Origin of the sequence: Streptomyces purpurascens (genome assembly GCF_045040895.1) — a bacterium.
In the GTDB taxonomy this organism is placed as follows: Bacteria; Actinomycetota; Actinomycetes; order Streptomycetales; family Streptomycetaceae; genus Streptomyces; species Streptomyces purpurascens.
Map to the genome: position 1 here is coordinate 2,696,559 of NZ_CP108341.1, position 13,702 is coordinate 2,710,260.

3 protein-coding genes are annotated in these 13,702 nt (G+C 73.3%); 2 read left to right on the forward strand and 1 reads right to left on the reverse strand.

Annotation, left to right across the window (positions count from 1 at the left end):
* Positions 1-120: 120 nt before the first annotated feature.
* Positions 121-1,449, forward strand: coding sequence for an MFS transporter (locus tag OHU35_RS12345; protein WP_405505301.1), 1,329 nt, complete (start codon positions 121-123; stop codon positions 1,447-1,449).
* Entirely contained in the window at positions 1,409-11,986 is a 10,578-nt protein-coding gene (locus tag OHU35_RS12350) for an amino acid adenylation domain-containing protein (protein WP_405505302.1), read from the forward strand. Before OHU35_RS12345 ends, OHU35_RS12350 begins: the two co-directional genes overlap by 41 nt.
* Positions 11,987-11,995: 9 nt before the next feature.
* On the opposite strand, the gene OHU35_RS12355 is transcribed toward OHU35_RS12350, so the two are convergent.
* Positions 11,996-13,615: an MFS transporter gene (locus OHU35_RS12355; RefSeq protein ID WP_405505303.1), complete on the reverse strand. Its 1,620-nt coding sequence runs from the start codon at positions 13,613-13,615 to the stop codon at positions 11,996-11,998.
* Positions 13,616-13,702 lie beyond the last annotated feature (87 nt).

The following is a 13,702-nucleotide window of genomic DNA, read 5'->3' on the forward strand; positions in this document are numbered from 1 at the left end:
CCGGCACCGCGCTGATCACCCGATACTCGACAACACCCCGCCCCCGCCCCTTCGTCGGGCTACGCTGCGAACGAATATGCCGAGCGGCCGAATCCTGGCCCTGCCGGGTTGAGGAGTTTGGTGACGGGGGTGGACTGGAGGTTCCGGTCCCTGGTGGTCGCGCACGCCGTGTCGGCCTACGGGACCTACCTGAATCTGATCGCGCTCAGCCTGTTCTCGTACGAGGTCACCGGTAGCGCCCTGGGCGTGGGTGCGGTGATGGCCGTGCGGCTGCTGTCCGGTGTCACGGCAGGTCTCACCGCCGGGGCCGTGACCGCGAGGCTCACGCGCCGGACCGTCATGGTGGCGACGGACCTCGCCCAGACCCTCGCCATGGTGGTGCTCGCCCTCTGGGCCTCGCGCACGCCGCTGTGGGTGCTGCTCGGGGCGGTGGTGGTGCTGGGCGCGGGGAACACGTTCTTCAACGTCGCCCTGCGCAGCGCGGTTCCGGTCATGGTCGGGCAGGACGACCGCGCCCGGGCGAACGGGGTACTGGTCACGGCCCGGTCCGTCGCCACGGTGCTGGGCTTCGCGTCGGCCGCGCCGGTCGTCTCGCTCGGCGGTTTCGGTGTCGCGTTCGGGGTCAACGCCGCGAGCTTCGCGGTGTCCGCCGCCGCGGTGCTGATGCTCCGGCCGCGTACGGACAGTGACGGCGAGAGCGACACCGGCGGCGACGCGGGCGCCACGGAAGACGGCGGGGACGGGTCCTCGCCGGGGCGTGGTGGGCGGCTGCGGCGCCGAGTGGCGGGCCTCGCGGGCCCGTTGCTCGGCCTGATCGCGCTGCGGGGGCTCGACGCGCTGGCGTCCGCGTCGCACAACGTCGCCCTGCCGCTGGCGGCGCACGCGGCCGAGCCGTCCGATCCTGCGGTGTTCATGGCCCGGTTCTGGGCGGCGTGGGCCGTGGGCACCCTGCTCGCCCACCAGGTCCTCAAACGCCGGTCGCACGGGGCGTCCTGGGGCGAGCGCGCGTTCGCCCTCGGCACCTGCGCGATGTCGTTCTGCTTCGTGGCCGCGTTCACCGGACCGCCCGCCCCGGCCCTGATCGCGGCGGCCGTGGCGGCCGGGTTCGCGGACGGCTGGACCGAGATCGTCTACACCTCGCGCCTCCAGGCGGCCCCCGACCGGCAGCGCGGCCGGCTGTTCGGACTGTCCGCCACCGCCGAGCAGTCCGGGTTCGCCCTGGGCACGATCGCCGCCGCGGCCGCGCTCGAGGCCCTGCCCGCGCTCGCCGTCGTGGGCGTCTTCCACGGGGCGGCGGCGTGCGGGGCGCTGATCCTGCTGCTGCTCACCGTCCGGCGGCGCGACGCGCGTAGAGACCAGGGCCGGTCAGACCGATCGTCCACCAGCGGGGAAAAGGGAGAGGAAACGCATGGAACGTCTACGGGGGCACGCCCTCTGCCAGGGTCCTGAGCCCGAGCGCACCGAGGCCGATCCGGCCGACGCCGTGCGGGCGCTGCTGAGCGCGGCCCGGTCCGCCTCCGGCGGTGCCGTCGTCACCGTCGCCGCCGACGGCACGACCACCTCGCGGTCGTATCCCGAACTGCTGGACGCGGCCCGCCGTATGCTCACCGGCCTGCGGGCCCACGGGCTGCGGCGCGGCGACACGGTGGTGCTGTGCGGGCTGCCGCTCGCCGAGTTCTTCCCCGCCTTCTGGGCCTGTGTGCTCGGCGGTGCCCTGCCGGTGGCCATCGCCGAGCATCCCGCGCCGGGCTCCCCGGCCTTCGAACGCCTGCGGCAGGCCTGCGCGTTACTCGACCGGCCACTGGTCCTGACCGACGCGCCCGGTGCCGCCGCGCTCGCCCACGCCACGCCCGCACCGCGCGTCGCCCTCGCCGGGGACTGCCTGAACGCGCCGCACACGGACGGCCACGACGACCACGACGACCACGTCGAGCCGGACCCGTCCGACACCGCCCTGCTGATGCTGTCCTCGGGCAGCACCGGCGTACCGAAGGCGGCGCGGCTGACGCACGCCGGACTCGCCGACTTCGCGGCGAGCAGCCGGCGGATCCTCGACGTCCGCCCGGACGACACCATGGTGAACTGGCTGCCGGTCGACCACAGCGGCGCCTTCCTGCTCTACCACCTGCTCGCGGTCTTCACCGGCTGCACCAACGTCCACGCGCCCACCGAGCATGTGCTCGCCGAACCGCTGCGCTGGCTGGACCTCCTCCACGAACACCGGGCGCGGCACAGCTGGGCGCCCACCTTCGCCTACCGACTGGTCGCGGACGCGCTCGCCGAGCGGCCCGACGGCCACTGGGACCTGGGCGGCCTCAAGTCCCTGCTGTGCGGGGGCGAGCGGGTCGTGCTGCCGGTGCTGCGCCGCTTCCTGGACGCGACGGCCCCGTACGGGGTGCGCGAGGAGCACCTCACCCCGGCGTGGGGCATGGCCGAGACGGTCACGGCCGTCACCTACGGCCGGCTCGACCGGCCCGGGACCGTGCACCGCCTGCTCAAGAGCAGCCTGGGCGGGGACCTGGTCCCGGCCGGTGCGGACGCCCCGGACGCCGACTGCGTCACCTTCGTCGCGTCCGGCTCGCCCGCGCACGGCGTCACCCTGCGCGTCGTCGACGACCACGGCGACCTCACCCCGCCGGGCCGGATCGGCCGGCTCCAGGTCCACTCCCCCGCGCGGCTCACCCCCGGCTACGTCGACAACCCCGAGGCGGACGCCGCGGCCTACCCCGCCGGGCGGGACTGGCTGGACACGGGCGATCTCGCCTTCCTCGACAGCGGCCAGGTCGTCATCACGGGCCGGCGCAAGGACCTGATCATCCTCAACGGCCACAACGTGTACTGCCACGAGGTGGAGGAGACCGCCACCGCCGTCGACGGCGTCCGGCAGGGCGAGATCGCCGCCTGCGGCATTCCGCATCCGGAGCGGGGCACGGAGGAACTCGCGGTGTTCTTCGTCAGCCGCGGCGCCCCCGAGGACACCAGGATCGCCGCGCAACTGAAGGCGGCGCTGTTCACGCGCCTCAGGCTCACCGCCGCGTACGTCCTGCCCGTGCCGGCGGACGAGTTCCCGCGCACGCCGGCGGGCAAGGTGCGCCGCGCGGAACTCCAGAGCAGGTTGATCGACGGCGGCTTCGGCGGCACGGCCCCGGATGCCCGGCCGGACGCCGACACCGTGACCCGAGCCGTCCGGGAGGAACTGGGCGCCGTGCTGGGCCGCCCGGTCGACGTGGACGTGCCCTTCTACGAACTCGGCCTGACCTCCGTCCTGCTGGTGCGCCTGCGGAACCGGCTGGCGGAACGTCTCGGCATGCCGATCGCGCAGACCGCGTTCTTCGAGCACCCGACGGCCACGGCACTCGCCGCGCATCTCGCGGGCCCCGCCGTGGCCCCGAGCCGGCTCGTGGCGGTCACCGACAGGGGCACCTCCCCCGCGGACTTCCCCGAGCGACGGGTCGCCGTCATCGGACTGGCGCTGCGCTTCCCCGGCGCGAACTCGGCGGAGGAGTTCTGGGGCAATCTGCGGGACGGCGTGGACAGCATCCGGGTGTTCGGCGAGCCGCAGCTCACGGCCCCCGGCCACGTGCCCACGCCCTCCGGCCATGTGCCCGTCGCCGGAGTCCTCGACGGCGTCGAGGAGTTCGACACGGACTTCTTCGGACTGAGCCCCAAGGAGGCCGGACTCACGCATCCCGCGCACCGGCTGTTCCTGGAGTGCTGCCACCAGGCGCTGGAGGACGGCGGCCACGCGGCGACCGCGCCGGGCGTCAGGGTCGGGGTGTTCGCCGGGTCGGGCATGAACCTCTACGACCACCAGCAGCCGTCCGCGACCGGCTCGCCGTACGACCCGGCCGACCCGGCCGCCGGAATGCAGACGGCCATCGGGCAGGAGCCGGACTTCCTCGCCACGCGGGTCGCCTACCGGCTCGGTCTCACCGGCCCGGCGATCGGTGTGCAGACGGCCTGTTCCACCTCGCTGGTCGCGGTGCACCTCGCGGTGCAGGCGCTGCTGACCGGTGACACGGACCTGGCGCTGGCGGGCGCCGCGGCCGTGCACCTGCCGCAGGAGAGCGGCTATCACAGCCACCCCGGGTCGATCCTGTCCCCCACCGGACGGTGCCGTGCCTTCGACGCGGAGGCCGACGGCACGGTCGGCGGCAACGGCGTGGCCGCCGTCCTGCTCAAACGCCTCGACCGGGCGCTCGCAGACGGGGACACCGTGCACGCGGTGATCCTGGGCTCGGCGGTCAACAACGACGGCGCCGCCAAGGTCGGCTTCAGCGCCCCCGGAGTCGAGGGACAGGCCGACGTCGTACGGCAGGCCCTGCGCAGGGCCGACGTACCCGCGGAGACGATCTCGTACGTGGAGGCGCACGGCACCGGGACGCGGCTCGGCGACCCGGTGGAACTCACGGCACTGGCCCGGGTGCTGGGCGAGGACGCGGGGCGCTCGGGCCGTTTTGGCGGTTGTGTCGTCGGCTCGGTGAAGCCCAACATCGGGCACCTCGACAGCTGTGCCGGAATGGCCGGGCTCATCAAGACGGTTTTGATGCTGCGTCACCGCACCCTGGTGCCGACACCGCACCTGAACCGGCCCAACCCGGAACTCCCGCTGGCCGACGGCACGTTGACGCTGGCCATGGAACTGCGGCCCTGGGAGGTGCCGGACGGTGTGCCCCGCCGGGCCGGGGTCAGCGCGCTCGGCGTCGGCGGCACCAACGCCCATGTGGTGCTGGAGGAGGCCCCGCCCGCTCGTCCTCGTTCCGCTGAGGAACGGCCCGTCCTGGTCCCCGTGTCGGCTCGCGACACCGAGGCCCTCGCCGAGCTCACGGCCGGGCTCCGCGACCGGCTACTGGCCCGGCCCGGCCTCCCGGCCGCCGACGTGGCCGCCACCCTGGCCCTCGGCAGACCGCACCGCGCGGCACGCACCGCCGTGGTCGGCCGCACGGCCGGCGAACTCGCCCGCGCGCTGGAGGAGGACCACCGCCCCGAGGCCTCCCCTCCGGGCCCGGTCGCCTTCGCCTTCCCGGGCCAGGGCAGCGCCCGCCACGGCATGGCGAGCGGCCTGTACGCCACACACCCGGCGGCACGGACCACGCTCGACCGGTGCGAGAGGCTCTACGCGGGGGAATTCGGCGGGAGCCTGCTGGAACCACTGCTGGCCGCCCCCGGTCTCAGCGGTCTCGTGGGTCCCTCTGTGGAAGACGACATCTGGCCCACCGAGACCGCGCAGGCCGCCCTCTTCGCCCATCAGGCGGCGCTGGCCGACGCCTGGCGGGCTGCCGGTATACGCCCCGGTCTCCTGCTCGGCCACAGCGTCGGCGAGTACGCCGCCCTGTACGCGGCCGGCGCCCTGACCCTGGAGGACGGGCTGCGACTCACCGCCTGGCGCGGGCGCCTCATGCAGGCCCGCTGCCCGGCCGGGGGCATGCTCGCCGTCCGGGCCGACCAGGCCACCGCCCGACGTGTCGCGGACGCCGCCGGTGCGGAACTCGCCGCGGTCAACGGCCCGCGTGCCCAGGTGCTCTCGGGCCCGCCGGGGGCCCTGAAGGAGGCGGCACGGCTGCTCGACCTGGACGGCCTGCGGTGGCGTGCGCTGCCGGTCGACCGGGCGTTCCACTCCGCGGACGTCGACAGCGCCCTGGACGAGTTCCGGACCCGGGCGCGCGAGGTGACGTACCGGCCGCTGCACACCCCCTTGGTGACCACGGCCGACGGCGAGCCGCGCCCGGCGGGCTGGACGGTCGACGTGGACTACCTCTGCCGGCAGGCCCGGCAACCGGTCCGTTTCGACCTCGCCATGGACACGGCCGTCGAGCAGGGGTTCCGGGACTTCGTGGAGACCGGCGCCGGGCGGACCCTCGCCGGGCTCGGCCGGCACTGCGTTCCCGACAGCCGCTGGCTCAGCGGGCAGGGCGAAGGGGCCGGGGCCACCGAGCAGGCCCAGGGGTTCCTGACGGCGCTCGGCTCGCTGTACCGCAGGGGGACCGACCTGGACTGGCGGGCGCTCATCGGCGATGACGGTGGCCGGGTGCCGCTCCCGGGGCATCCCCTGCGCCGAAGCAGGGTGCCGTACCGAACCGAGACGCCGGTGTCGGCACCTGAGAGGCCGGAACCGCGCGCTGACGAAGTCGTGGACGCCATACGGCGGTTGACGGCGGACAAGCTGGGCCGCTCGACCGCCGACGTCACCCCCGACAGCTCCTTCTTCGAACTCGGCGCCGACTCGCTCTCCCTGATGAGCATGACGACCGAGCTGGAACAGCGGTACGGCGTCCGTGTCCCGGTCCGCGAGGTGTTCGACTCGGCCGACACACCGCGCCGGCTGGCCGAACGGGTCGCGCGGCTGCGGGGCGACGCGCCGGTGGTCCGGGAGCCCGTGGCCGAGGAACCGCCGACGGCACCCGCCGCTCCCCAGGAGGCGTCCCCGGACCTCCACGCGCTGTTCGGTCAGCAGCTACGGCTGGCGGAGCAACTGGTGGGCCAGGTGGGCGAAATGATCTCCCGCCAGCTGGACGTACTCGCGCCGGCGCCCCGCACCACGACGGCACCGGCCGCTCCGGAACCGGTGCCGACGCGCCTCGTTGCCGAGCCCGCCCCCTCAGGAGCCGTCGACTTCAGCCTCTATTTCTTCGGCGACTACCCCCAGCACTCCGACCACGACAAATACGGCCTGATCATGGCCGCCGCCGACTTCGCCGACCAGCACGGCTTCCACGCCCTGTGGTTCCCCGAACGGCACTTCAACTCCTTCGGCGCGCTCTTCCCCAACCCCTCCGTCCTGGCCGCGGCCCTCGCCGCCCGGACCAGCCGGGTCCGGCTGCACGCAGGTTCCGTGGTGCTGCCGCTGCACCATCCCGCCCGGGTCGCCGAGGAGTGGTCGGTCGTCGACAACATCTCCGGCGGCCGGGCGGGCCTGTGTTTCGCGAGCGGCTGGCACGCCACCGACTTCGCGATCGCCCCGCAGCACTTCGGCCGGCACCGCGAGGTGATGTACGAGCACCTGGCGGCCGTACGGGACCTCTGGTCGGGGCAGGCGCTGAAGACGACGGCGGGTGACGGCACCCCGGTGGAGGTCCGCCTGCATCCGCGCCCGGTACAGGAACGGCCGCCGATGTACGTGGCCGTCGTCGGGAACCCGGACAGCTACCGCCGGGCGGCCGCCGAGGACCTGGGCGTGGTCACCAATCTGATGACGCAGACGGTGGAGCAGCTGGCCGAGAACATCGCGCTGTACCGGCGCTGCCGAGCCGAGCACGGTCTGGACCCGGCGGCGGGGCGGGTCGTGGTGCTCGTGCACACGTACCTGGAGGACGACGCGCAGCGGGCGCGGGCCGAGGCGTACCGGCCGTTCCTGTCGTATCTGCGGTCTTCCCTCTCCCTCTTCGACCAGGTCACCAACAGTCTCGGCTTCCAGGTGGACCTGGAGAACACCCCGGAGGAGGACGTGGAGTTCCTCCTCGGGCGCGCCTACGAACGCTACTGCGACTCCCGCGCGCTGATCGGCGACGAGCACACGGCGGCGGAGACCGTAGGGCGGCTGCTGGCCGCCGGAGCGGACGAGATCGCCTGCTTCGTGGACTTCGGCGTACCGAAGGAGAAGGTGCTGGCGGCGCTGCCGGTGCTGGACCGGGTGCGGCAGACAACGCCCAGGACGCAAGCGCGAGCCCTGCCCGAGCCCCGCCGCACCCCCCTCACTCCCGCCCAGCGCCGGATCTGGTTCCTGGAGCAACTGCACCCGGGCACCGCCATGTACCACGAGCCCAAGGCGATCCGGCTGGACGGCCCCCTGGACGTACCGGCCCTGCGCTGGGCGCTGGAGCGCGTCGCGGAGCGGCACCCGGCGCTGCGCACGGTCTTCGGTGACACGGCCGGTGTCCCGTACCAGGAGATACGCGACCGTATGCCGCTGGACTGCCCGGTGGAGGACCACACGGGGTCGGCGGAGGAGGAGGCGCTGCGGGCGACGCTCGCGGCGGACCACGGCCTCGACCTCGCCTCGGGCCCGCTGGTCGTGGCCCGTCTGCTCCGTCTGTCTCCGGACCACCACCTGCTCTTCCTCATGGCGCACCACATCGTCTTCGACTCGTCGTCCACGGCCGTCCTGGCCCGCGACCTGGCCGATTGCTACCGCGCCCGGCGGGGCGGGGGTTCCGCGCCGGGTCCGCTGTCCGAACCACCGGCGGCCGCCGAGCCGGATCCCGCGTCGCTCGACTTCTGGCGGCGGCGACTCGGCGGCGCACCGGAGCTGGCCCTGCCCACCGACCGGCCCCGTCCGCCGGTCAGGTCGGGAGCGGGCGCGAGCCTCACGCACGCCCTCGACGGGGAACTCGTAGACGGTCTGCGGATCTTCGCCGCCCGCCACCGCGCCACCCTCTTCATGACGCTGACCAGCGCGATCGGCGCGGTCCTCGGCCGGTTCAGCGGGCAGCGGGACGTGGTGATCGGTACCGCGGTCGCCGCGCGTCCCGCCGGCGCCGAGGACCATGTGGGCCTGTTCCTCGACACCGTGCCGCTGCGCCTGGACCTCACCGGAGACCCGGACTTCCCGGCCCTGCTGCACCGGGTCCGCGAGAGCAGCACCTCGGCGTACGAACACAGCGGCGTGCCCTTCGACGAGCTGGTCGGCGCGCTCAACCCGCGTCGCGACCCGGGACGCAATCCGCTGTTCCAGGTGATGGTGGAGTACGAGAACGAGGGCGAGGCCCTCTTCGACCCGCCCCGTCTGACGGCCACCCTGCTCGACGTGCCGAGCGCCCGTGCCCCGTTCGACCTGAGCGTCTATCTCACCCATCACGCGGGTGGCGTCCGGTTCATGGTCGAGTACGACACGGCCCTCTTCGACGAGGCCACGGTGCGCCGTTTCGTGGACTACGTCGAGCAGGTGCTGCGCCGCGCCCTGGCCGCTCCCGACGCGCCCCTCCCCGAACTGACCGCCCTCACCGCCGCCGACCGCGAGTCCCTGGCCCGCTGGGAACACCCGGCCGGCGTGACCGACGCGGCGTCCCCCGGCACCCTGCACGGCCTGTTCGAGCGGCAGGCCCGCCGCACCCCGGACGCCGTGGCGCTGATCAGCGGGGAACAGCGGCTCTCCTACGCGGATCTGGACGCGGCGGCCGACCGCCTCGCCCGGCAGCTCCGGACCCGGGGCGCGGCACGCGGGGAACGGGTGGCGGTGCTCCTGCCGCGCGGACCGCACCTGATCACGGCCCTGCTCGCGGTGCTCAAGAGCGGGGCGGCCTACCTCCCCCTCGACCCGTCCCTGCCCACCCCCCGTCTCTCACTGCTGCTCGCCGACGCCACACCCGTCGTCCTGCTCACCTCCGACGCCGCCCTCACCGCGCACCCGGAGCTGGCGACCGGGCTGCCCGTCCAGCGGGTGGAACAGACGGACGACACACCCCCCACCGGCCCCGTACCGGAGGGAGCCCGCCCGGAGGACCCGGCGTACTGCATCCACACCTCGGGCTCGACCGGCCGCCCGAAGGGCGTCGTCGTACCCCACCGGGGCCCGGCGAACCTGGTTCAGGGGCATCTGAGCCGCCACCCGGCCCTGCGTACGCTGCAGTGGACGTCACCGGCGTTCGACGTCAGCGTGCAGGAGATCTTCACGACGCTGGCCTCGGGAGCCGCGCTGGTCCTCGTCGACGACGCCGTACGGCACGACCCGGCGGCGGTGGCCGAGGCGGTGCGCCGCCATGAGGTGCAGCGGATGTTCATGCCCTGCACCCCGCTGAAGTACCTGATGGAGACCGCTCCCCAACTGCCGTCCCTGCGCGAGCTGTTCTCGGCCGGCGAGGCCCTCCAGCTCACGGCCGCGTTCCGGCGCTTCCTCGCGTCGCACCCGCACTGCGCGCTGTACAACCAGTACGGCCCCACGGAGACCTCGGTCATCGTCACCTCGCACCGCGTCGACCCGGACGGCGAGGAGTGGCCGCCGATCGGCACCCCGGTGCCGGGAGCACGCGTCCTGCTGCTGGACGGCACGGGCCGGCAGGTCCCGGTCGGGGCGGTCGGCGAGATCCATGTGGGCGGGATCCCGGTGTCGTACGGCTACCACGACCGCCCCGCCGAGACCGCCGCGGCCTTCCTCGACGACGGCACGGGCGGGGTGCTGTACCGCACGGGCGACCTGGGCCGTCTGCGTACGGACGGCACCCTGGACTACCTGGGCCGGGCGGACGACCAGGTCAAGATCCGCGGCTACCGGGTGGAACCCGGCGAGATCCAGGCGGCGTTGACGGCACTGCCGTCCGTCAGGGACGCGGCGGTCCTCACGCGCCGCGACCGCCACGGCGACACGGAACTGGTCGCGTACGTGGTCCCCACCGACCCGCCGGCCGGCCTCGACCCCCTGCGCGGCGCTCTCGCCGCCGGCCTCCCCGACCACCTGGTGCCCCGCCGCTGGGTGCCCCTGGACCGCCTCCCGGTGAACGCCTCGGGCAAGCTGGACGGCTCGGCTCTGCCCGAGCCGGGCGACGGCTCCGACGACACGCCGGCCGCCGTACCGGCCACGGTCCTGGAGAAGACGCTGCACGCCCTGTGGTGCGAGGAACTGGACGCGGACCAGGTCCCGGTCACCACGTCCTTCTTCGAACTCGGCGGCCACTCCCTGAGCGCGATCAGGCTGCTGAACCGCATGCGGGACGAGGCCGGCGTCGACCTCACGATGGCCGACTTCTTCCTGGATCCGACCATCCGGGGCATCGCGACCCGTCCCCGTGTCGTGGACACCGCACCGATGCCGTCCACCCTGCGCCGACTGTGGCGCCGCCACCACGCGCGCACCGACCCGAGCGTCTACAACATCGCCCACCGCATGGACCTGCGCGGCGATGTGGACCCCGGCGCCCTGCACCAGGCCCTCACGGACCTGGTGGCCCGCCATCACGCCCTGCGCAGCCGCCCGGTACGCAGGCCGGACGGCCGCCACGAGGTCGAAGTCCTGGCGGAGATCCCGGTGCCGCTGCCGCTCACCGACCTCACGAGGGCGGCAGCGGACGCGGTGGACCGCTGGTGCGACGAGCAGGTGGCCACCCCCTTCGCGATGGACCGAGCCCCGCTGCACCGCTTCCGTCTGGCAAGGGTCGCCCCCGACCACTGGATCCTGGTGACGGTCTTCCACCACGCGGTCTGCGACGGCTGGTCCCTGGGCGTCATCCGGCGCGACCTGGAGGAGCTGTACAACGCCCGACGGGCGGGAAGAACTCCACAACTCCCCATGGAGATATCTCAGTTCACCGACTTCGCCCGATCGGAACACGCCCTGCCGGACGAACGCAGGACAGCCCTGGAACGCTTCTGGCGCACGGAGCTCGAAGGCATCCCCCTGCGCCCGTCCCTCCCCTACGACCACCCGCACCCCGGCACGCTGTCCGGCCGGGGCGCCCTGCACACCTGGGTCATCGACGACGACACCCCCGCCCTGCTGGCCGACACGGCGACCCGCCTGGGCACCACCACCTACACGGTGCTGGCGGCCCTGTTCGCCAGGTGGCTGGGCGACCTGTGCGGCGAGGGGAACGACATCGTCCTGGCGGCGTCCAGCGCGAACCGCGTCCGGCGCGACCGCTCGGAGATCGTCGGCATCCTGGGTGATGCCGTACTGCTCCGGGCCCGGCTGGGCGAGGCCGAGACCTTCGACGAACTGGTCGCGCAACTCGGCGCCTCCCTTTTCACGGCCCTCGACCACCAGGAACTCCCCCTGACGGATGTGGTGTCCCTGGTGTCACCCGACCTGAAGGGCGCCCTGTTCCCGACGGTCCTGTTCACGGTGATCACCACGGAGCCACCGGCCCTGGACCTCCAGGGCGTGTCGACGGCCGTACACGCCCTCCCCGTCCAGGGCGTGGCCCGCAACGAGCTGTACGTCGTGATCGCCCCGGAAGGCGACCGCGTCACGGTCACCTTCGAGTACTCGACGGACCTGTTCACCAGGGAGACCGTCGAGGGGTGGGCCAGGTCCTTCACCGGGTTCCTGCGGGGGTAGGCCGGGCCGTTACCGCTGCGCGGACTCCGCGTACTCCTCGTCCCGGTCGGATGCCGCCGGGTCGTCGTCGCCGGGCTTGCCCGTGGCCTTGCGGCCGGGCAGCACGGCGATGACGATCATGGTGCCGGCGGCCATGATGACGGCGCCGATGAGGCTGGTCTGGGCGATGGCGTGGGCGAAGGACTCGTGGACCGCGTCGACGAGGGCCTGGGCCTGCCGGGCGCCGCCGTCGGGGGTCTTCGCGACCTGCTGGGCGACCGCGAGGCCGCCGCCCACCGAGTCCTGGGCGGTGTCCATCGCGGTGGCCGGGAGGTGGCCGCCGACCAGGTCGGTCAGCTTGTCCTTGTAGGAGGTGGCGAGGAGCGAGCCGAGGACGGCGATCCCGAGGGCGCCGCCGAGTTCCAGGGCGGTGTCGTTGGCGCCGCCGCCGACACCCAGCTCCGACTCGGGGAAGGAGCCCATGATGGTGTCGGTGGCCGGGGACAGGCTCAGGCCGATCGCGAAGCCGAGCAGCAGCAGCGGCGCCAGGAAGTCGGTGTACGTGGAGCCCGACTCGATCCGCGTGAGCAGCAGGACGCCCACGGTGCCGAGCGCCATACCGGTCCCCACCACCAGCTTGACGCCCAGCTTCGGGGCCAGCCCGCCGGTCACCGCGGCACCGGCGAAGACGGCTCCGGCCAGCGGAAGCAGCCGTACGCCGGTCTCCAGCGCGCTGTAGCCGAGGACGAACTGCAGGAACTGGGTGGAGTAGTAGATCGAGCCGAAGGTGCCGAAGAAGAAGAACAGCACCGCGAGCATCGACCCGCTGAAGGGGCGCTCCCTGAACTTGCGCACGTCCAGCATGGGGTTGGGGTGGCGCAGCTCCCAGGCGACGAAGGCGAGCAGGCCGACGCCGGCGACCACGGCCCCGGTGATCGGGCCGGTGCCCCAGCCGAAGTGCGGGCCCTCGATGGCCGCGTAGACCAGGGAGCCGATGGAGACGATGGAGAGCAGGCCGCCGACGTAGTCGATCGCACCCATCCGCTCCGCCTTCGACGGCGGTACGAGAAGCAGGGCGCCGACGACGCCGAGGACCGCGATGGGGACGTTGATCAGGAAGGTGGAGCCCCAGGCGTGGTTCTCCAGCAGCCAGCCCGCGGCGAGCGGCCCGGCGGCGATGGCGAGACCTGAGGTGGCGCTCCAGGCCGTGATGGCCTTGGCCCGCTCGGCCCTGGGGAAGATCGCGACCAGCAGGGACAGGGTGGCCGGCATGACGACGGCGGCGCCTATGCCCATGATCGCGCGGGCGGTGATGACCAGGGTGGTCTCGTCGACCATGCCGCCCATCACCGAGCCGCCCGCGAAGATCAGCAGACCGAGGACCAGTGCCCCGCGGCGGCTGTACTTGTCGCCGATCGCGCCCAGGACGAGCATCAGCGCGGCGTACGGGACGGTGTAGCCGTCGACGACCCACTGCAGGTCGCTGCTGGTCAGGCCCAGGTCCTTCGTCATGTCCGGCGCCGCCACGATCAGCGACGTGTTCGCCATGACGACGATCAGCAGGCTCAGGCAGAGCACCAGCAGGGCCCACCAGCGCCGTGGATAGGGAGCTGTCATCTTCTCGGCGGGCGTGTCGGCAAGCAGCGGCATCGGAGGCTCCTCGGGGGCGAAGCGACGGGGGCAGTTATTTGCCCATCGATGTGCAGACTAGTTTATTGCCCACTGGTGTGCAAATAT